The 21,376-nt window shown below is 60.4% G+C and carries 16 protein-coding genes; 9 read left to right on the plus strand and 7 right to left on the minus strand.

All coding sequences use genetic code 11. The annotated features are described in order from the left end of the window. Window positions 1-3 precede the first annotated feature (3 nt). The 9 genes from murD (at window position 4) to lpxC (ending at window position 10,463) form a co-directional block, all read left to right on the plus strand. Window positions 4-1,350 (plus strand): UDP-N-acetylmuramoyl-L-alanine--D-glutamate ligase, encoded by a 1,347-nt coding sequence (murD, locus tag LOY28_RS04635; RefSeq protein WP_064616203.1) that lies wholly within the window; start codon window positions 4-6, stop codon window positions 1,348-1,350. Then, window positions 1,347-2,564 carry a putative lipid II flippase FtsW gene (ftsW, locus tag LOY28_RS04640; protein ID WP_408981030.1) on the plus strand — a complete coding sequence of 406 codons (1,218 nt, stop codon included), beginning with the start codon at window positions 1,347-1,349 and terminating at the stop codon, window positions 2,562-2,564. Before murD ends, ftsW begins: the two co-directional genes overlap by 4 nt. Next, window positions 2,554-3,624 (plus strand): undecaprenyldiphospho-muramoylpentapeptide beta-N-acetylglucosaminyltransferase, encoded by a 1,071-nt coding sequence (gene murG, locus LOY28_RS04645; RefSeq protein WP_018930134.1) that lies wholly within the window; start codon window positions 2,554-2,556, stop codon window positions 3,622-3,624. The genes ftsW and murG overlap by 11 nt, the downstream gene beginning before the upstream one ends. Beyond that, entirely contained in the window at window positions 3,617-5,077 is a 1,461-nt protein-coding gene (gene murC / locus LOY28_RS04650) for a UDP-N-acetylmuramate--L-alanine ligase (RefSeq protein ID WP_018930135.1), read from the plus strand. Before murG ends, murC begins: the two co-directional genes overlap by 8 nt. Beyond that, window positions 5,074-6,030 carry a D-alanine--D-alanine ligase gene (locus LOY28_RS04655; RefSeq protein ID WP_086946156.1) on the plus strand — a complete coding sequence of 319 codons (957 nt, stop codon included), beginning with the start codon at window positions 5,074-5,076 and terminating at the stop codon, window positions 6,028-6,030. The genes murC and LOY28_RS04655 overlap by 4 nt, the downstream gene beginning before the upstream one ends. A gap of 4 nt (window positions 6,031-6,034) precedes the next feature. After that, a complete protein-coding gene (locus LOY28_RS04660) occupies window positions 6,035-6,904 on the plus strand; it encodes a cell division protein FtsQ/DivIB (RefSeq protein ID WP_007939848.1) in 870 nt (289 codons plus the stop codon). A gap of 15 nt (window positions 6,905-6,919) precedes the next feature. Beyond that, the gene (ftsA, locus tag LOY28_RS04665; protein ID WP_007939849.1) at window positions 6,920-8,179 is read left to right on the plus strand and encodes a cell division protein FtsA; all 1,260 of its coding nucleotides are present in this window, start codon (window positions 6,920-6,922) and stop codon (window positions 8,177-8,179) included. A 66-nt stretch (window positions 8,180-8,245) separates the two neighbouring features. Continuing rightward, window positions 8,246-9,439, plus strand: coding sequence for a cell division protein FtsZ (gene ftsZ / locus LOY28_RS04670; protein ID WP_007939850.1), 1,194 nt, complete (start codon window positions 8,246-8,248; stop codon window positions 9,437-9,439). 112 nt (window positions 9,440-9,551) lie between these two features. Next, window positions 9,552-10,463 carry a UDP-3-O-acyl-N-acetylglucosamine deacetylase gene (lpxC, locus tag LOY28_RS04675; RefSeq protein WP_007939852.1) on the plus strand — a complete coding sequence of 304 codons (912 nt, stop codon included), beginning with the start codon at window positions 9,552-9,554 and terminating at the stop codon, window positions 10,461-10,463. Window positions 10,464-10,530: 67 nt separating this feature from the next. Here lpxC and LOY28_RS04680 read toward each other — a convergent pair whose 3' ends face one another. The 7 genes from LOY28_RS04680 to LOY28_RS04710 form a co-directional block, all read right to left on the minus strand. Beyond that, window positions 10,531-12,027, minus strand: a complete 1,497-nt coding sequence (locus LOY28_RS04680) for a sensor domain-containing diguanylate cyclase (RefSeq protein ID WP_258613137.1) — start codon at window positions 12,025-12,027, stop codon at window positions 10,531-10,533. A 148-nt stretch (window positions 12,028-12,175) separates the two neighbouring features. Continuing rightward, window positions 12,176-13,495 carry an OprD family porin gene (locus LOY28_RS04685; RefSeq protein ID WP_018930138.1) on the minus strand — a complete coding sequence of 440 codons (1,320 nt, stop codon included), beginning with the start codon at window positions 13,493-13,495 and terminating at the stop codon, window positions 12,176-12,178. Between the two features lie 194 nt (window positions 13,496-13,689). Beyond that, window positions 13,690-13,914, minus strand: coding sequence for a hypothetical protein (locus LOY28_RS04690; RefSeq protein WP_019020950.1), 225 nt, complete (start codon window positions 13,912-13,914; stop codon window positions 13,690-13,692). A 286-nt stretch (window positions 13,915-14,200) separates the two neighbouring features. Next, complete coding sequence (locus LOY28_RS04695; protein WP_018930140.1) at window positions 14,201-15,565, minus strand: heavy metal sensor histidine kinase; 1,365 nt, start codon at window positions 15,563-15,565, stop codon at window positions 14,201-14,203. After that, entirely contained in the window at window positions 15,555-16,232 is a 678-nt protein-coding gene (locus LOY28_RS04700; protein WP_018930141.1) for a heavy metal response regulator transcription factor, read from the minus strand. Before LOY28_RS04700 ends, LOY28_RS04695 begins: the two co-directional genes overlap by 11 nt. A 9-nt stretch (window positions 16,233-16,241) precedes the next feature. After that, complete coding sequence (locus LOY28_RS04705; protein ID WP_018930142.1) at window positions 16,242-19,343, minus strand: multidrug efflux RND transporter permease subunit; 3,102 nt, start codon at window positions 19,341-19,343, stop codon at window positions 16,242-16,244. Next, the gene (locus tag LOY28_RS04710) at window positions 19,340-20,500 is read right to left on the minus strand and encodes an efflux RND transporter periplasmic adaptor subunit (protein ID WP_258613138.1); all 1,161 of its coding nucleotides are present in this window, start codon (window positions 20,498-20,500) and stop codon (window positions 19,340-19,342) included. Before LOY28_RS04710 ends, LOY28_RS04705 begins: the two co-directional genes overlap by 4 nt. Between the last annotated feature and the right edge of the window lie 876 nt (window positions 20,501-21,376).

The following is a 21,376-nucleotide window of genomic DNA, read 5'->3' on the forward strand; positions in this document are numbered from 1 at the left end:
CGAGTGTCTCTGATCGCTTCTGACCACTTCCGCATCGTTGTCGGCCTCGGCAAGAGCGGCATGTCCCTGGTTCGCTTCCTGGCGAACCGGGGCGTGTCGTTTGCTGTCGCCGATACGCGGGAAAATCCACCGGAACTGGCCACGCTCAAGCGTGACTATCCGCACGTGGAAGTGCGTTGTGGCGAGCTGGACGTCGAATTCCTGTGCCGTGCCGACGAGCTCTACGTGAGCCCCGGCCTGGCGCTGGCGACCCCGGCCCTGCAGGCTGCCGCCGCCCGTGGCGTGAAAATGTCCGGAGACATCGAGCTGTTCGCGCGTAACGCGAAAGCGCCGATTGTCGCCATTACCGGTTCCAACGCCAAAAGTACCGTCACCACCCTGGTCGGCGAGATGGCGGCTGCGGCCGGCAAGCGTGTTGCCGTTGGTGGCAACCTCGGCACGCCGGCGCTGGATTTGCTCAGCGACGACATCGAGCTGTACGTGATGGAACTGTCGAGCTTCCAGCTCGAAACCACCGATCAGCTCAACGCCGAAGTGGCGACCGTGCTCAACATCAGTGAAGACCACATGGACCGCTATAGCGGTCTGCCGGCCTATCACTTGGCCAAGCACCGGATCTTCCGGGGCGCCAGGCAGTTTGTGGTCAACCGTCAGGACGCCCTGAGCCGTCCGCTGATGGGTGAAGGTCAGCCGTGCTGGACCTTCGGTTTGAACAAACCCGACTTCAAGGCCTTCGGCATTCGAGAGGAGAGCGGCGAGAAATACCTGGCCTTCGAATTCCAGAACCTGATGCCGGTACGCGAGCTGAAAGTTCGTGGTGCGCATAACCAGTCCAACGCCCTCGCGGCATTGGCGCTCGGTCACGCCGTCGGCCTGCCGTTCGACGCCATGCTTTCAGCCCTGCGCAATTTCGCCGGGCTCGAGCACCGCTGCCAGTGGGTCCGCGACCTTGATGGCGTGAGCTACTACAACGATTCCAAAGCCACCAACGTCGGCGCCGCATTGGCGGCCATCGAAGGCCTGGGGGCGGACATCGACGGCAAGCTTGTGCTGATCGCCGGTGGCGATGGCAAGGGCGCCGAATTCAAGGATTTGCGTGATCCGGTGGCGGCCAACTGCCGCGCCGTCATTTTGATGGGCCGTGATTCCGACAAGATCGGTGAGGCCATCGGCGATGCCGTGCCACTGATTCGCGTCGGCTCGCTGATCGAAGCGGTCGAGCAATGCCGCGCCATCGCCGAAAAGGGCGACGCGGTGCTGCTGTCGCCGGCCTGCGCCAGCTTCGACATGTTCAAGAACTATGAAGACCGTGGTCACCAGTTCGTCCGCGCCGTGGAGGATCTGGCATGAGCTTGAGAAACATCATCAAGCCGTATCCATCGCCGCTGATCACCGGGCGCGGTATCGACCTCGATTTCCCGATGCTCGCCGGTTGCCTGGCACTGCTCGGCCTGGGGCTGATCATGATTGCCTCGGCATCGACCGAGGTGGGGGCGGTGCAGTCGGGCAGCGCCCTGTACTACATGATTCGCCACCTTGTTTACGTTGTGCTGGGCCTGGGTGCCTGCATCGTCACCATGATGATTCCGATTGCCACCTGGCAACGCCTGGGCTGGCTGATGCTGATTGGTGCGTTCGGCTTGCTGGTGATGGTGATCGTCCCGGGGATCGGTCGGGAAGTGAACGGTTCGATGCGCTGGATCGGCTTCAGTTTCTTCAACGTTCAGCCTTCCGAGATCGCCAAGGTGTTCGTGGTGATCTACCTCGCCGGTTATCTGGTGCGTCGCCAGAAAGAAGTGCGTGAAAGCTGGATGGGCTTCTTCAAACCGTTCATCGTGCTGTTGCCAATGGCGGGTCTGTTGCTGATGGAGCCGGACTTTGGTGCCACCGTCGTGATGATGGGGGCAGCTGCGGCGATGCTGTTCCTCGGCGGGGTCGGGCTGTTCCGGTTTTCCCTGATGGTGGTCCTGGCCGTCGCGGCAGTGGTGTTGTTGATTCAGATGCAGCCGTATCGAATGGCGCGTCTGACCAACTTTGCCGATCCGTGGGCCGACCAGTTCGGTGCCGGCTATCAGCTCTCCCAGGCCTTGATCGCTTTCGGTCGCGGCGAATGGCTGGGCGTCGGCCTGGGCAACAGCGTGCAGAAACAGTTCTACCTGCCGGAAGCCCACACCGACTTCGTGTTTTCGGTGCTGGCTGAAGAGCTGGGGGCCGTGGGTTCCTTGTGCACGGTGGCGCTGTTCGTCTTCGTGTGTATTCGGGGCATGTACATTGGCCTGTGGGCCGAGAAAGCCAAACAGTTTTTTGCCGCCTACGTTGCTTACGGCTTGTCGTTCCTGTGGATCGGCCAGTTCCTGATCAACATCGGCGTGAACGTCGGCCTGCTGCCGACCAAAGGTCTGACCCTGCCATTCCTCAGTTATGGCGGCAGTTCGTTGGTGATCTGCTGTGCCTGTCTTGGCTTGTTGCTGCGCATCGAGTGGGAGAGTCGAACCCATTTGGGCAGCGAAGAAATGGAATTCCATGAGAGCGACTTCGCCGAGGAGCCGAACCATGGGCGCTAACGTACTGATCATGGCTGGCGGCACCGGGGGCCATGTGTTCCCGGCACTTTCCTGTGCGCGTGAGTTCCAGGCCCGCGGCTACACCGTGCACTGGCTCGGCACGCCCCGCGGGATCGAAAACGATCTGGTGCCGGCGGCCGGTATTGAATTGCATCGGATCCACGCCAGCGGTTTGCGCGGCAAGGGCAAATTGTCCCTGCTCAAGGCGCCGGTCATGTTGCTCAAGTCGATCTGGCAGGCGCGGGCGATCATTCGTCAGCTGCGGCCAGTCTGTGTGGTCGGCTTTGGTGGTTTTGTGACTGGTCCTGGCGGCGTTGCAGCCAGACTGGCCGGCGTGCCGGTCATCGTTCACGAGCAGAACGCCGTGGCCGGTACCGCCAATCGGTTGCTGGTGCCGTTGGCCGCCCGAGTCTGTGAAGCGTTCCCCGACACCTTTACCCTGTCGGACAGCCGTCGGACCACCGGTAACCCGGTGCGCACCGAGCTGTTCCTCGAAACACCGCGACCTGCCCTGGCCGGTCGCAAGGCGCGTTTGCTGATCCTGGGCGGAAGCCTGGGCGCAGAGCCGTTGAACAAGTTGCTGCCTGAAGCCCTGTCGCAAGTCGCCCCCGACCTGCGCCCGGACGTGTTCCATCAGGCCGGCAAAAACCACGATGAAGTGACTGCAGAGCGCTATCGCGCGGCTGGCGTCGAGGCGCAAGTGCAGCCTTTCATCAAAGACATGGCCCAAGCCTATGGCTGGGCCGACCTGGTGGTGTGCCGCGCAGGAGCGCTGACCATCAGTGAACTGGCGGCCGCCGGTCTGCCCTCGATGCTGGTGCCTTTGCCCCACGCGATCGACGATCACCAGACCCGCAACGCCGATTATTTGGCCCGTGAAGGCGCTGCCTTCCTGATGCCGCAAAGAACGACTGGCGCAGCGGACCTTGCCGCTCGCCTGACAGAGGTCTTGATGCAACCGCAACGACTCAACGACATGGCCAGCGCGGCACGCCGCCTGGCCAAACCCGATGCCACTCGTAACGTGGTCGATACTTGCCTTGAGGTGGCCCATGGTTGAGAACAAGAAAGCCATGCCACAACCGGAAATGCGCCGTATCCGTCGTATCCACTTCGTCGGGATTGGCGGCGTGGGTATGTGCGGTATCGCCGAAGTGTTGCTGAACCTGGGCTATCAAGTGTCCGGTTCCGACCTGAAAGCTTCGCCGGTGACCGAGCGCCTGGAATCTTTTGGTGCGCATATTTTCATCGGCCACCGTGCCGAGAACGCCGCAGCCGCCGACGTGCTGGTGGTGTCGAGCGCCGTCAACACGTCCAACCCGGAAGTCGCGACCGCGCTGGAACGCCGGATTCCGGTGGTGCCGCGTGCCGAGATGCTCGCCGAGCTGATGCGCTACCGCCACGGCATCGCCGTCGCCGGTACTCACGGCAAAACCACCACCACCAGCCTGATCGCTTCGGTGTTCGCCGCCGGTGGCCTGGACCCGACGTTCGTCATCGGTGGCCGTCTGAATGCCGCGGGCACCAATGCCCAGCTCGGCACCAGCCGCTACCTGATCGCCGAAGCCGACGAAAGCGATGCCAGCTTCCTGCACTTGCAGCCGCTGGTGGCCGTGGTCACCAACATCGACGCCGACCACATGGCGACCTACGACGGTGACTTCAACAAGCTGAAGAAAACCTTCGTCGAGTTCCTGCACAACCTGCCGTTCTACGGTTTGGCGGTGGTGTGCCTGGACGATCCGGTGGTGCGTGAAATCCTCCCGCTGGTGAAGCGTCCGACGGTCACTTACGGCTTCGGCGATGACGCCGACGTTCGTGCCATCAACGTACGCCAACAAGGCATGCAGACTTTCTTCACCGTGCTGCGCCCTGATCGCGAGCCGCTGGATGTCTCGGTGAACATGCCGGGCAACCACAACGTGCTGAACGCGCTGGCGACTATTTGCATCGCCACCGACGAAGGCGTCAGCGATGAAGCCATCGTCCAGGGCCTGTCCGGCTTCCAGGGTGTTGGCCGTCGCTTCCAGGTGTACGGCGAACTGCCGGTCGAAGGCGGCAACGTGATGCTGGTGGACGACTACGGTCACCACCCGACCGAAGTCGCGGCCGTGATCAAAGCCGTGCGCGGTGGCTGGCCGGAGCGCCGTCTGGTGATGGTCTACCAGCCGCACCGTTACAGCCGCACCCGCGACCTGTACGACGACTTCGTCAATGTGCTGGCCGACGCCAACGTGCTGCTGCTGATGGAAGTCTATCCGGCCGGCGAAGAGCCGATTCCGGGCGCCGACAGCCGCAAACTGTGCAACAGCATTCGTCAGCGCGGTCAGCTCGACCCGATCTACATCGAGCGCGGCATCGATCTCGCGCCGATCGTCAAGCCGCTGCTGCGTGCCGGCGACATTCTGCTGTGCCAGGGCGCCGGTGATATCGGCGGTCTCGCACCCAAACTGTTGAACAGTCCGTTGTTCGCCGGGGCCGTTGCCGCACCGGTAGAGGGGAAGTTGAAATGACTGCTGCTTACGCCAACCTCGTCTCCACTGTAGCGCCGAAGGATTTCGGTCGCGTTGCCGTGCTGTTCGGCGGCAAGAGTGCCGAGCGTGAAGTGTCCCTGAAGTCGGGTAACGCGGTGCTCGAAGCACTGCAAAGCGCCGGCGTGGACGCGTTCGGTATTGATGTAGGCGATGACCTGCTGCAACGCTTGCTGAACGAAAAAATCGACCGCGCCTTCATCATCCTCCACGGTCGTGGCGGTGAAGACGGCAGCATGCAGGGCCTGCTCGAATGCGCAGGAATTCCGTACACCGGCAGCGGCATTCTGGCCTCGGCACTGGCCATGGACAAACTGCGTACCAAGCAGGTCTGGCACAGTCTCGGCATTCCAACGCCACGCCACGCGGTACTGCGCTCCGAGGCCGATTGTATTTCGGCGGCCACGGAACTGGGCTTCCCGTTGATCGTCAAACCGGCCCATGAAGGTTCCAGTATCGGGATGGCCAAAGTGACTACCGCGCCCGAGTTGATCGAGGCATGGAAAGCGGCCAGTACCTACGATTCGCAAGTGTTGGTCGAGCAATGGATTCATGGTCCGGAGTTCACCATCGCCACCCTGCGTGACCAGGTGTTGCCACCGATTGCCTTGGGCACGACGCACAGTTTCTACGACTACGACGCCAAGTACATCGCCAACGATACCCAGTACCGCATTCCGTGCGGCCTGGACAGCGACAAAGAAAAGGAACTCATGGACCTCACGGCCAAAGCCTGTGAGGCGCTGGGTATCGCCGGTTGGGGCAGGGCGGACGTGATGCAGGACGCCGACGGGCAGTTCTGGTTCTTGGAAGTCAACACCGCACCGGGCATGACCGATCACAGTCTGGTGCCAATGGCGGCCCGTGCCGCTGGCCTGGATTTCCAGCAACTGGTTCTGGCGATTCTGGCCGCAAGCATTGAGCCACGAGGGTAAGACCATGCAAGGCGCACAGCTGAGACATCAGCCCTCCGCACCACCCGGCCGCAAGCCGGTGCCGCGGGGTGCCAGCCGAATGGTGGCCAAAGAGCCGATGTCCGTGCGCCTGCCGAAAGCCAACTTCGGTTTTCTGAAAAGCCTGTTCTGGCCCGTGTTGCTGGTGGCGTTGGGGTTCGGTACTTACGAAGGCGCACAGCGTTTGCTGCCGTACGCCGACCGGCCGATCACCAAAATCGCCGTGCAGGGCGACTTGAGTTACATCAGCCAGCAAGCGGTGCAGCAGCGGATCGCCCCGTACGTGGCGTCGAGCTTCTTCACCATCGACCTGGCGAGCATGCGCACCGAGCTTGAACAGATGCCATGGATTGCCCACGCCGAAGTGCGTCGGGTGTGGCCGGATCAGGTAGTGATTCGCCTGGAAGAACAACTGCCGGTGGCCCGTTGGGGCGATGAGTCGCTGTTGAACAACCAGGGACAGGCGTTCACCCCGCGCGAGCTGGCGAACTACGAACACTTGCCACAGCTGTTCGGCCCGCAGCGGGCTCAGCAACAAGTGATGCAGCAATACCAGGTGCTGAGCCAGATGCTCAGGCCATTGGGCTTCTCGATTGCACGCCTGGAGTTGCGTGAACGAGGCAGCTGGTTCCTGACCACCGGCGCAGGCAGCGCCGGTCCCGGAATCGAACTGCTGCTGGGACGCGGCAACCTGGTGGAAAAGATGCGCCGCTTCATTGCCATCTATGACAAGACGCTCAAAGAGCAGATTACGAACATTGCGCGCATCGATCTGCGCTACGCCAACGGCCTTGCCGTTGGCTGGCGGGAACCTGTAGCGCCGACGACAGCCCAACCCGCTGTCGCAAAGAATTAAGAAGAGGCAGGACCCATGGCAAACGTGCAAAGCGGCAAAATGATCGTCGGTCTCGATATCGGCACCTCCAAGGTGGTGGCGCTGGTCGGCGAGGTTGCGGACGACGGCACGCTCGAAATCGTCGGGATCGGTACACATCCGTCCCGCGGCCTGAAAAAAGGCGTAGTGGTGAACATCGAGTCCACCGTCCAGTCGATCCAGCGCGCTATCGAAGAAGCGCAGCTGATGGCCGGTTGCCGGATCCACTCGGCGTTCGTCGGCGTGGCCGGCAATCACATCCGCAGCCTGAACTCCCACGGTATCGTGGCGATTCGTGATCGCGAAGTCAGCTCCGCCGACCTTGAACGCGTCCTCGACGCCGCCCAGGCTGTGGCAATCCCGGCTGACCAGCGCGTGCTGCACACCCTGCCGCAGGATTATGTGATCGATAACCAGGAAGGCGTGCGCGAGCCGCTGGGCATGTCCGGCGTGCGTCTGGAAGCCAAGGTTCACGTGGTCACCTGCGCCGTCAACGCCGCACAGAACATTGAAAAGTGCGTGCGTCGCTGCGGCCTGGAAATCGACGACATCATTCTCGAGCAACTGGCTTCGGCGTATTCGGTGCTGACCGACGACGAGAAAGAACTGGGCGTGTGCCTGGTGGACATCGGCGGCGGTACCACCGACATCGCGATCTTCACCGAAGGCGCGATCCGCCACACCGCAGTGATCCCGATTGCGGGCGACCAGGTGACCAACGACATCGCGATGGCGTTGCGCACCCCGACCCAGTACGCCGAAGAAATCAAGATTCGCTATGCCTGCGCCCTGGCCAAACTGGCCGGTGCCGGCGAAACCATCAAGGTACCGAGTGTCGGCGACCGTCCACCGCGCGAACTGTCCCGCCAGGCCCTGGCCGAAGTGGTCGAGCCGCGCTACGACGAGCTGTTCACCCTGATCCAGGCCGAACTGCGTCGCAGCGGCTATGAAGACCTGATCCCGGCCGGCATCGTGCTGACCGGCGGTACGTCGAAGATGGAAGGCGCGGTCGAACTGGCCGAAGAGATCTTCCACATGCCGGTTCGCCTGGGCGTGCCCCATGGCGTCAAGGGTCTGGACGACGTGGTCCGCAACCCGATCTATTCCACCGGCGTTGGCCTGTTGATGTACGGCCTGCAGAAGCAGTCCGACGGGATTTCGTTCTCGGGCATCGGCAGCCGCGACAGCTACAGCAATGACGAACCGAAAGCCGCTCTGCTCGATCGCATCAAGAGCTGGGTACAAGGCAATTTCTAAAGCTTTACCGCAACACCGCTTCAAAAGCAGTAGGCGAAAAAACTAGAGAATGTAAGGAGAGGGAAAATGTTCGAACTCGTAGACAACATCCCCGCAAGCCCGGTTATTAAAGTTATCGGTGTTGGCGGAGGCGGCGGCAACGCTGTCAATCACATGGTCAAGAGCAACATTGAAGGCGTTGAATTCATCTGCGCCAACACTGATGCCCAGGCGCTGAAAAGCATCAGCGCGCGCACCATTCTGCAACTGGGCACCAGCGTGACCAAAGGTCTGGGCGCTGGCGCCAACCCTGAAGTAGGTCGTCAGGCCGCTCTCGAAGACCGTGAGCGCATTGCCGAAGTCCTGCAGGGCACCAACATGGTGTTCATCACGACCGGCATGGGCGGCGGTACCGGTACCGGTGCAGCGCCAATCATTGCTGAAGTGGCCAAGGAAATGGGGATCCTCACCGTTGCGGTGGTGACCCGTCCGTTCCCGTTCGAAGGCCGCAAGCGCATGCAGCTCGCCGACGAAGGTATCCGTCTGCTGTCTGAAAGCGTCGACTCGTTGATCACCATTCCCAACGAGAAGCTGCTGACCATCCTCGGTAAAGACGCAAGCCTCTTGTCGGCTTTCGCCAAGGCCGACGATGTACTGGCCGGTGCCGTTCGCGGTATCTCCGACATCATCAAGCGTCCGGGCATGATCAACGTCGACTTCGCCGACGTACGTACCGTGATGAGCGAAATGGGCATGGCGATGATGGGCACTGGCTGCGCCAGCGGTCCGAACCGTGCACGTGAAGCGACCGAAGCGGCCATTCGCAACCCGCTGCTCGAAGACGTGAACCTGCAAGGTGCACGCGGCATCCTGGTGAACATCACCGCCGGTCCTGACCTGTCTCTGGGTGAGTACTCCGACGTGGGTAGCATCATCGAAGCCTTCGCATCCGAGCACGCAATGGTCAAGGTCGGTACCGTTATCGATCCGGACATGCGCGACGAGCTGCACGTGACTGTGGTTGCCACAGGTCTGGGCGCTAAAATCGAGAAGCCTGTGAAGGTCATCGACAACACCGTTCACACCTCGATGGCCTCCCAGCCACAACAACAAGCCCCTGTTCGTCAGGAACAGCCTGCGGTGAACTACCGTGACCTGGACCGTCCGACCGTCATGCGCAACCAGGCTCAGGCCGGTGCTGCGACTGCCGCGAAGATGAACCCGCAAGATGATCTGGACTACCTGGACATCCCGGCTTTCCTGCGTCGTCAGGCCGATTGATGAAATGTATCAGGGGTATTAGGGTGATTGGTGTTCAGCAAAGGTCTGGTCTGCTATCATCGCCAGCCTTTGTTGATACCAGTTCGCAATTTGCGCTGAAGCGGCCCATGCCATGATTAAACAACGCACCCTGAAGAATATTATCCGTGCCACAGGTGTCGGCCTGCACTCCGGGGAGAAGGTCTACCTGACCCTCAAGCCAGCGCCTGTCGACACCGGCATTGTGTTTTGTCGTGCTGACCTCGACCCTGTGGTGCAGATTCCTGCCCGCGCGGAAAACGTTGGCGAAACCACTATGTCGACCACGCTTGTTAACGGTGACGTCAAAGTGGACACGGTGGAGCACCTGCTCTCGGCCATGGCTGGCCTGGGCATCGATAACGCCTACGTCGAGCTCTCCGCGTCCGAAGTCCCGATCATGGATGGTAGCGCTGGACCCTTCGTATTCCTGATTCAATCGGCCGGCCTGGAAGAGCAGGACGCCGCCAAGAAGTTCATCCGGATCCTGCGGGAAGTGACAGTGGAAGACGGCGACAAGCGCGCCACTTTCGTCCCTTTCGAAGGTTTCAAAGTGAGCTTCGAGATCGATTTCGATCACCCGGTTTTCCGTGACCGCACACAAAGTGCAAGCGTGGATTTTTCCAGCACTTCGTTCGTAAAAGAAGTCAGCCGCGCGCGTACCTTTGGTTTCATGAGTGATATCGAGTACCTGCGCAAGCACAACCTCGCACTCGGCGGCAGCGTTGAAAACGCAATTGTGGTCGACGCGGATGGTGTACTGAACGAAGACGGCCTTCGCTATGAAGACGAATTCGTGAAGCACAAAATCCTCGATGCGATTGGTGACCTCTACCTGCTGGGCAATAGCCTGATTGGTGAGTTCAAGGGCTTCAAGTCCGGACACGCATTGAACAACCAGCTGCTGCGCAAGTTGATTGAGCAGACAGATGCTTGGGAAGTCGTGACGTTCGAAGACGCCAGCACCGCACCGATCTCTTACATGCGTCCTGTTGCGGCCGTGTAAGCAAAAAACCTCTCTAGTTTTTTAAAGGCTACCTTCGGGTGGCCTTTTTTTATGCCAGCGGGAACGATCAATCCGCAGCGACCACCCGGTTCCGCCCGTTTTCCTTGGCCTGATACAGCGCCTTGTCCGCTGCAAACAGCAACTGTTCCAGGCTGATGTCGGTTGCTGTCGTCCAGGTACTGATACCAATACTGACAGTAATCGGTGACACATCACCTCCCACCAACGGCAATTGCTCCACCGCCATACGGATTTTTTCGGCAATCTGTTGGGCTCCGGCGCTGTCGGTTTCAGCCAGGATCACTGAAAACTCCTCGCCACCATACCGGGCGACCAGGTCCGCCGGCCGTCGAACATGGGTGTCGATCACCTTGGCCACCGAGCGCAAGGCATCGTCGCCCCCTCGGTGGCCGTGGCGATCATTGAACGCCTTGAAGTGATCGATATCGATCATCAACAGCGACAACGGCTGACCGGAACGCTGGGTACGAAACCATTCATGGTGCAGAGCCTGATCCAGGCTTCGGCGATTGGCCAGACCGGTCAAGGGGTCGGTGGCGGCCAGTTGTGCCAGTTCCTGCTCGGCGCTTTGGCGTCGACGCAGCTCCCGGCAGAGCAACCAGGTCAGCCATAGCAGGCTCACGCACAGGGCAACGGTCGCAGAAGTGACTACCACCGCGGTGCGCTTCCAGGCCGCAAAGACTTCATCGCTGGACAGCGCAACGATGACGATCAACGGCAAATTCCCGACCTTGGAGAAGGTGTACAAGCGCTCATCGTTGTATCGACTGGACATGCCGGTGAAGCTGCCGTTGCCTTCTTTGACGATGCGCTGGAAATTGGGGCGGTTGCTGAAATCCTTGCCGATCAGCTCTTCGGCCAGGTGGGGTTGGTGGGCCAGGAGAATCCCGTCCTTGCTGATCAGGCTGACCGTACTGTCGCGGCCGATGCTCAAGCTGTTGAACAACTGATCGAAGTAGCTCAAATGCATGGCGGCCTCGGCCACGCCGAGGAACTCACCCTGGGTGCCGTTCACCCGGCGGCTGAAACTGATCCGCCAATCCTGTTCCGGCGGCCGGGCCTTGAAAGGGCGACTGATGAACATGCCCGGGTCCGGATTGTTGATGTGGGCCTGGAAGTATTCGCGATCGGCAAAGTTGCCCTTTCTGGGCTCCACCGAGGCCGAGTCGGCGATCACATAGCCCTTGTTGTCGAGCAACAAGATGTTGCCCTTGTACGGCGCGGCAGTGGCGCGGTCGAAATAGGCCAGGTGACGAATGGCCGGGGAAACGCTCTTGAGGTCTTCCCGCTGGGAGGCAGCGATCAAACCCAGCAGGGACACGTCATAGAGTTCGACATTGCGCAGCACGTCGGCGTCGATCAATTGCACGATATTGTTGGCGGCGCGAGCGGCGGACAATTTGGCATTGGCGTGTTCGCGGATCAGCAGGAACGCGACGATGCTCAGTATTGCAATCACCAACAACACACTACTGAGAACCAGAAGCCGCTCCGAGCGTGTCGAACGGATCGGATCACCGGATTTCGCACTGTTCACACTCATGGTTCTGACTTCTGCAAATAAGGCGTTATGAAAGTGCTTTTACAAGAATCGGGCAGAGTCCCAGAAACCGGTTGCGTCCTGCGCGCCTATATAAATCCCGGATAAAAAAAAGGCCAGCAAAACATGCTGGCCTTTTGCTAATTGAAGCTTAGAAGACATTCACCGGGTAGTCGACAATTACCCGGTATTCATCCGTGTCCTGATCCAGCGCACCGTAACCGTTGCCGCCACGGTTAGACGCCCATTGCAGACGCATCGCCAGGTCTTTGGCCTTGCCACCCTGGACCACGTACTTGAGCTCGATGTCTCGTTCCCGATGCCTGGCGTTTCTGCCGTCGGCGCTGTACCACGAGGCGTAACCGCGGCTGTCCGGATCGACCTTGGTCAGGTCCAGTTCACCCCGTGAGTAGGACACCGCCGAGGTCAGGCCGGGCATGTCGAGGCCAGCAAAGTCGTAGGCGTACTTGAGTTTCCACGAGCGCTCATTCGGACCGTTGAAGTCCGAATACTGCTGGGAGTTGTCGAGATAAATGCTGTCGCCCTGGCTGATGTAATCGAACGGCGTGTTGCCGTTGACCCGCTGGTAGGCGGCGGTGACGCTGTGATGGCCCACGTCGACGGTGAAATGCAGGCTGTAGGTGTTGTTGTCGATGTTGCCCAGCAGTGCATCGCCGGTGTCTTGCGTGTGATAGAAGTGCAGGCCCGGGTTGAGGCTGACCAAGTCATTCAGCGAATAGGTGTAGTCCAGGTCGTAGTAGTACTGGTTCCAGATGTCCTTGAGTTCGGCCGCATACAGGCTGCTGGTCAGGCCCGGCAGGCCGCTCCAGGCCACGCCGGCCCAATTCAAATGCCGGCTTTCATCGCCATCGGCCAGGCTGCCATAGGACGTGCCGATGCGGGTGTGGCCGCTCTGGTTGTAGAGTTTGGTGAAGCTGGCCTGACCGCCCTCGATCATCAACCCGTCGACACTGTGGTTGGTCAGGCTGACGCCGCGAAAGGTCTGCGGCAGCATGCGGGTTTCGCCACCGGCGATCACCGGGTTGGCAAGGAACAGGTCGCCGGCCTTCAATTCGGTATCGAAGGCCCGCATTTTCAGGGTGCCGCCAGCGGTGGAAAACGAGCCCGGTGCCTTGCCGTTGCCATCGCTGATCGGCAGGATGCTCGACCCGTCGGTGCCACCACCGCCGTCGAGCTTGAGCCCGAGCATCGCATGGGCATCAACGCCGAAACCGATGGTGCCCTGGCTGAATCCCGATTCGAAGCGACCGAGAAAGCCCTGACCCCACTCGATGTTGTCATCGGCCTTTTGCAGGCGATTGCGGTTCATGTAGTAGTTGCGGGCATTGAGGTTGAGGCTCGCCCCATCGACAAAGCCTTCGCGGCTGGATTCGTCGTCGGCCTGCGCGTTGTTGGCCATCGTTGCAGTGATTGCAATGAACAGCGGACTGAATCTGAGAGGGAAACGCACGTGCAGTAAAGCTCCTTGGGTCAACTAAGTACTTCATTGTTTTGAAGTGCGGATGTTTGTTGTCAGGGAAGATGAACTGAAGGGGTTGAAAACCACCACGAAAAAAAGCCGCTGATAGCAGCGGCTTTGAAGACAACTTTTCAAAGGGAAGAGCCGATGAAAAGTGTCGAGGGAAACAGAGCGATACGTATGGATCAGCTGTCTTTCTCAACCCGTGGCAGGGCTTGAGTGCTCGACGCTTGAGGGGTTTGCGCAGCCTCTTGGGCCTTGGCTGTCAGTTCGTTTTGATACTGTTCGTAGGCCTTGGCGCGTTCGGCATTTTGTGCGACGAATGTCTGCGACTCTTCAGCCATGGCGAACGGAGACAGGAACAGGGACGACAAAACGAAAGCGCTGGCAATACCCATACTGTTGGACATCTTTTGAACCTTCTTGCTTGGCAAGTGCTGTTTGATGGGGCAACGATAAGGGGCTTGGGCGAGGGGAAAAAGAGTGGATTGCATAAAGGACTGTTGCGCTAAAAGTAACAGTCCGCAGTTGCAAGTGGTTTGGCTTTTTTTGTGGCGAGGGAGCTTGCTCCCGCTCGGCTGCGCAGCAGTCGTAATCGGAGTATGTGGCCTGTCTGATTGAATGTAGTCGTATTTTTGGGGCCGCTTCGCAGCCCAGCGCGAGCAAGCTCGCTCGCTCGCCACAGGGAGTGGGGGGTCAGACTGGAAGGTGAATCCCGAAGGTATTCATCCCATGATCACTGCGCACAAACACATCCCCGCCATGCATCAGCGCAATCGCCTTGACGATCGCCAACCCCAGGCCATGGTTGTTGCCACTGTTACTGCGTGACGCATCAACCCGGTAGAAACGTTCGAACAGGCGCGGCAGATGCTCATTGGCAATCGGCGACCCCGGGTTGGCGACGCCGATGCTTACTTGGTGCTCCTCGACTTCGATCCGCACCTGAATCACTTGCCCAGGCGCGGTGTGCTGCACCGCGTTGCTCAGCAAGTTGATCAACGCCCGGCGCAGATGTGCGATCTCGATTCGCACCTGCGCATCGCCACTGACCTCGACCTGAACCTGCGCATCCTCAAGAATGAAATCCAGATATTCCAGCGTCGTCGCCACTTCGTCGGCCAGTGAGGTGGACGTCAGTTGGGTGGCCTTGCTGCCTTGGTCGGCGCTGGCGAGGAACAGCATGTCATTGATGATTGAGCGCAGCCGCTCCAGCTCTTCGAGGTTCGATTGCAGCACTTCGAAATAGTGTTCGGCGGAGCGCCCGCGTGTCAGTGCAACCTGGGTCTGGCCGATCAGGTTGGTCAGCGGCGAGCGCAGTTCATGGGCCACGTCGGCATTGAACGATTCCAGCCGCGAGTAGGCCTGTTCCACCCGTTCCAGCGTGGCGTTGAACGAACTGACGAACTGATCGAGCTCCGGGGGCAATGGCGATAATTGCAGGCGCCCGGACAGCCTCGGTGGTGCCAGGCGCTGGGCTTCCTGCGACAACTTGATCAGTGGTTTGAGGCCGATCCGCGCCACCCAATAACCGAGTAGCGAGGCCAGCAATACCCCAATGATCGCCAGGCTGATCAGGGCGATCAGCAAGTGGTGCTGCGTTTCGTAAAAGGTTTCGGTGTCGATGCCGATCATGAAGCGCAGCGGTGGGCGCTGGTCCTTGGCTGGCAACTCGGTTAGCAGCACTTTCAGCGGGTACGGATGGTCGGGTAATTCCATGTCGCGCATGCCCAATGGGCCTTGGGCGAACGCGCGGATCGACGCGTCGGGTTGGCCGTATTCATAACCGGGATTACCGCTGACCACCCAAAAGCGAATGCGCTTGTCTTCTTCGCTCAGCAGCTTGAGCTTGGCGTTGATCTTCACCCAATGCTCGGGCGTGCCGTAACGGTTGAGCGCCGATTCGAGCACGCTGTAGCGGGCATCGAGCTCGGCTTCGGGCAGCAGGCCCAAGCCCTTGTCGACCTGTTGATACAGCGCACCGCCGATCAACAGAAACACCAGCAGCGCCACCAGCGTAAACATCCCGCTCAGGCGCAGCGCGATGGAGTTACTGGACACCACGGCTCTCCAGCACATAACCCATGCCCCGAATGGTGTGCAGCAATTTCTCGTCGAACGGCCCGTCGAGCTTGGCCCGCAGGCGTTTGATCGCGACTTCGACCACGTTGGCGTCGCTGTCGAAATTAATGTCCCAGACCATCTCGGCGATGGCGGTTTTCGAGAGGATTTCCCCTTGTCGCCGCGCCAGTACGCTGAGCAGCGAGAACTCCTTGGCGGTCAGGTCCAGGCGGGTGCCGGCGCGGGTGGCTTTGCGGCTGATCAAATCTATCCACAGGTCGGCGATGCTCACCTGCACCGGCTCGTGGCCACCGCTGCGACGGGTCAGCGCTTGCAGGCGCGCCACCAGTTCGAGGAAGGAAAACGGTTTGCCGAGGTAATCGTCGGCGCCATCGCGCAGACCTTTGATGCGGTCTTCCACCCGCTCGCGGGCGGTGAGCATGATCACCGGGGTTTGCTTGCGCGCACGCAATGCGCGCAGCACGCCGAAACCGTCGAGGCCCGGCAGCATGACGTCGAGGACAATCACCGCGTAGTCATTTTCCAGCGCCAGGTGCAGGCCTTCGACGCCATCGCGGGCCACGTCCACGGTGTAACCCTGTTCCGTCAGACCGCGGTGCAGATAATCCGCGGTTTTTTCCTCGTCTTCGATAATCAGAACGCGCATGACCCCGCCTCAGTCTGTGGTCGCCAGCACCGGCTGCTGTGCTGGTGTGGGTCTATGGAATATCCGCTCAAGCCACAAGTATATGACCGGCGTAGTGAACAGCGTCAGCGCCTGACTCACCAGCAAACCGCCGACCACCGCGATGCCCAATGGCTGGCGCAGTTCGGCGCCGGTGCCGTAGCCGATCATCAACGGCAAGGCGCCGAGCAGGGCGGCAAGCGTGGTCATGATGATCGGCCGGAACCGTGTGAGGCAGGCCTCATGGATTGCCTCCAGCGGTGGCAGGCCACGGTTGCGCTGGGCATCCAGCGCGAAGTCGATCATCAGGATACCGTTCTTCTTGACGATACCGATCAGCAGCACCAGCCCGATCAGCGCCATGATCGAAAAGTCCTGGCCGCAGATCCACAGCATGATCACCGCCCCGAGCCCCGCCGAAGGCAGGGTCGAAATGATCGTCAGTGGATGCACGAAGCTTTCGTACAGCACGCCGAGAATGATGTACACCGCCACCAACGCCGCCAGAATCAACCACGGCTGGCTGGCCAGCGAACTCTGGAACGCCTGGGCCGCGCCCTGGAAGTTACCGCTGATGGCGGCCGGCATACCGATGTCAGCCTTGGCCTGGTTGAGCATGATCACCGCATCACCCAGCGCCACGCCGGAAGCCAGGTTGAATGACAGGTTGGCCGCCGGGAACATTCCGTCGTGAGCGATGGACAACGGGCCGATGGTCGGTGCATCGAATTTCGCCAGGGCCGACAGCGGCACCATTTCCCCACTCAGCGGCGAGCGCAGGTAGAAATAGTTGAGGCTTTCGGCCTTGCCGCGCTGTTTGGTGTCCAGTTCCAGAATCACGTTGTACTGGTTGGTCTGGGTCTGGAATTCATTGATCTGCCGCTGGCCGAAGGCGTCGTACAGCGCTTCGTCGACGTCGCTGGCGGTCAGGCCGAAACGCGCCGCCGCGCTGCGGTCGATGCTGATGTGGGTGATGCTGCCGCCCAGTTGCAAGTCGTTGGAAATGTCACGGAACGCCGGGTTGCTGCGCAGTTTTTCCGTCAGGCGCTGGGTCCAGGTACTCAGGAGGGCACCGTCGTTGCTCTTGAGCACATATTGGTACTGGGCGCGGCTCGGGCCGGAACTGAGGTTGATGTCTTGCCCGGCGCGCAGGTACAGCACGATGCCCGGGACTTTCATCAGTTGCGGGCGAATCCGGTCGATGAACTGGCTGGCGGACACATCGCGGTCGCCACGCTTTTTCAGCGAAATCCAGAAGCGGCCGTTGGCGATGGTCTGGTTGCTGCCCGAAACACCGACCGAGTGCGAGAACGTCTCGACGGCGGGGTCGGCGGCGACGATTTCGGCCATCGCCAAGTGTTTTTTCACCATGTCGCCGTAGGAAATATCTGCAGCTGCTTCGGTGGTGCCGAGGACGAATCCGGTGTCCTGTACCGGGAAGAAGCCTTTGGGGATGAAAATGTAACCGGCAATGGCCAGCCCCAGCGACAGGCCGAACACACCGATCATCAATGTCTGATGGGCGAGGGCGCGGCGCAGGCCTTTGTCGTACAGCGCCAGCAAGCGCTCGCCGAAACCTGGTTTGCTGTGGGCATGATGCGCCGGTGCGCGCATGAACAGCGCGGCCAGCGTCGGTGCCAGGGTCAGGGACACCACTACCGAAATCAGGATGGTCGAGGTCGCGGTCAAGGCGAACTCCTTGAACAGCCGCCCGACCACGCCGCCCATGAACAGCAGCGGAATGAACGCCGCCACCAGCGAGAAACTGATCGAGACCACGGTAAAACCGATCTCGCCGGCGCCTTTGATCGCCGCCTCGCGCATGCCGTCGCCGGCCTCCAGGTGCCGGTGAATGTTTTCCACCACCACAATCGCATCGTCGACCACAAACCCGACGGACACCACGATCGCCACCAGCGTCAGGTTATTCAGGCTGAAGCCCATGATGTACATCAGGGCGAAACTGGCAGTCAGCGACACACCGAGCACCGCTGTCACGATCAGGGTCGCCGACAGTTGCCGCAGGAACAGCGCCATCACCGCCACCACCAGCAGGATCGCGATCAGCAGGGTGACTTCCACTTCATGCAGCGAGGCGCGGATGGTCTGGGTGCGGTCGATCAACACCTTGACCTGCACCGAAGCCGGCAACATGGCATTCAGTGTCGGCAGGGCCGCTTGAATTCGATCAACGGTCTCGACGATGTTGGCGCTCGGTTGCCGGAAAATCACCAGGTTCACCCCCGGCTGGCCGTCAGCCCAGGCCTGGATGTAGGCATCTTCTGAACCGTTGACCACTTTGGCCACGTCCTTGAGATGAACTGGGGCACCGTTCTTGTAGGAAACGATGAGTTGGCTGTAATCCTCGGGGTGGAACAACTGGTCGTTGGTGGACAGGGTCGAGATGCTCGACTCGCCGTACAACGCACCTTTGGCCTGGTTGAGGCTGGTTTTCTGGATCGCCAGGCGAATGTCCGCCAGGGTCAGGCCAATGGCGGCGAGTTTGTCCGCCGAGGCCTGCACGCGAATCGCCGGACGTTGCTGACCGGTGATGTTCACTTGGCCTACACCGTCGATCTGACTGATCTGACGGGCGAGCAGGGTTTCTACCAGATCGCTGAGTTCGGTGCCGGGCATTTGCGGTGAATTGATGCTGAGAATCAGCACCGGACTGTCAGCCGGGTTGACCTTGCGCCAGGTTGGCAGGTTGGGCATATCTTTGGGCAGTTTGCCGGCGGCGGTGTTGATCGCGGCCTGGACCTCCTGGGCGGCGGTGTCGATGCTTTTGTCGAGGGTGAATTGCAGGGTCAGGATGGTCGAGCCCAGGGCGCTGCTCGAGGTCATCTGGGTCACGCCGGGGATGGCGCTGAATTGCACTTCAAGCGGCGTGGCCACCGATGAGGCCATGGTCTCCGGGTTGGCGCCGGGCAGTTGCGCGGCCACCTGAATGGTCGGGAATTCCGCTTCCGGCAGTGGCGCAATCGACAGTCGCGGGAAGGCGATGACGCCGAGCAATATAAGGGCAAAGGTCAGCAGGACCGTCGCCACCGGATGATCGATGCACCACGCGGAAATGGAACCGTGGCCCTTCATGGTTTTGGCTCCGATTGGACCACTTGCGGTGGCTCGCTCAGTACCTGAACCGTCGAGCCGGGCTTGAGCCTCGATTGGCCGTCGCTGACCAGCACGTCGCCCGGTTTAACGCCTTTGATAATGTCCTGGCCGCTGCCTTGATAAACCATCTGTACCTGCACGGCTTCGACCTTGTCGCCGTTGACCCTGTACACGAAATGTTGATCGAGCCCGCGTTGTACGACCGTGGGCGGCACCACCAGCGCATTTTTATCCAGCGCTGTCTGAATCTTTACCGTCACCAGCAGGCCCGGCCAGAGTTTCTGTGCGGGGTTGGCGAATTCGGCTTTGGCTCGGATGGTGCCGGTGTTGGTGTTGATCTGGTTGTCGATCAGGGTCAGGTGACCTTCGCCCAGCAGGTTGCCGGTTTCACCGTCAGTGTCAGCGCCGATGTAAGCCTTGACCGGTGCTTGCTGTGGATCGTTGATCAGGCCTTGCAGGGTCGGCAGCATTTGCTGCGGCAGGGAAAACTCCACGGCGATCGGGTCGATCTGGGTCACCGTGAACAGACCTTGGGTGTCGGTCATGCGCAGGAAGTTGCCTTCATCGACTGTGCGAATACCAACGCGACCGGTGACTGGCGAGCGAATCTGTGTGTAGGAAAGCTGCACCAGAGCGGCGTCGATGGATGCCTGATTGCCTTGGGCGGTGGCTTTGAGTTGGTTGACCAGGGCTTGTTGCTGGTCGTAGGTCTGCTTGGACACGCCGTCGTCGACCCTCAGCAATTTGTAGCGCTTGAGGTTGACCTGGGCCACTTGCAGTTGCGCCTGGCTTTCGCCCAGTTGCGCCCGGGCCTGGTCGAGGCTGGCGCGGATCGAGCGGTCATCGAGGGTGGCCAGCAGGTCGCCCTGGTTCACCAGTTGGCCTTCCTTGACCAGCAGTTTGGTGAGGATGCCGTCGATTTGCGGGCGCACGACCACGCTGTGCAAGGACAACACCGAGCCGATGCCGCTGACGTAGCGGGGCACATCTTTTTCGACGACGCTGACCACCCGCACGGGAATGGCGGTGGGGGCGGCCAGTTTGGTGGTGGCGGGTTTGATGGCGTACCAAACGCCCGTCGCTGCCAGGGCGATCAGAAGGGCGGCGAGCAGGGCGGTTTTTTTCTGAATTCGCATGCGAGTGGGGCGCCGGGCTGAGTGGTCTGGTTTTGTCAGGTTTATACCTTCCTTTATAAACCTGTTCGCCGGTCAGGAGCGTGACTGGTAACTGACGGCTCTGTCAGTTTGGACCGGGATCTTGTTTTGATCTTGGCGGCCTTATAGCCGACCAGGTTCTTGCTGACTGAGTACATATCCATTTCTGCGGTAACGGCCACTTATGGTTCCGCTCTTACAGCGGGTCACTTTTGGCAAACGCCCGGAATGCCGGCCCAGCCAAAAGTAACCAAAAGGTCTCGCCCCGAACGTACGGCCCCTCGCTAAGGCTCGGCGTTCCTTCGCTCCGGTATCCATCTGGGGGCATCGCCCTACGGTCTGCTTCGCTACGACCTACATGCGATGGGTTCGACTGCGTCGAACGGCGCTGCGCGCCAATCCCCAGATGAACACCTCCACTCAGCCTCCCGAAGGGGCGGGTGGATCAAGATCAAAAGCGGCAGGCGAGCTAACGCTCGGCCTGTTGAGTGGTGAGGGGCGGGTGTGCACCGTTCAGTGGTGGGGGGGCTTGTTCGTGAAGGCGGCCTGACAGCCGACCAATCTCTTTCGTCTGTACCCGAATGATCGTTCCCACGCTCCTGCGTGGGAACGCCTCCAGGGACGCTCCGAGTTCCGCTTTTGAATGTTTAATCGATGTGCCTGAACGCAGACCTTTCCCACGTATCTTTCAGGTTGTTCGTCGGAAGCGGGCTCTCTAGTCTTTGGCTGTCGCTGACAATTCAGCGATCGGGTGTGAGAGCCCGGAAGAGGTTTTAATCCATCGCCAGTACCACCATAATCGCCGCCAGCTTATCCGCTGCCTGCAATGCTCTATGGCGGCTGTGTGCGGGCGGACTT

This window comes from Pseudomonas sp. B21-017, assembly GCF_024749245.1.
GTDB lineage: Bacteria > Pseudomonadota > Gammaproteobacteria > Pseudomonadales > Pseudomonadaceae > Aquipseudomonas.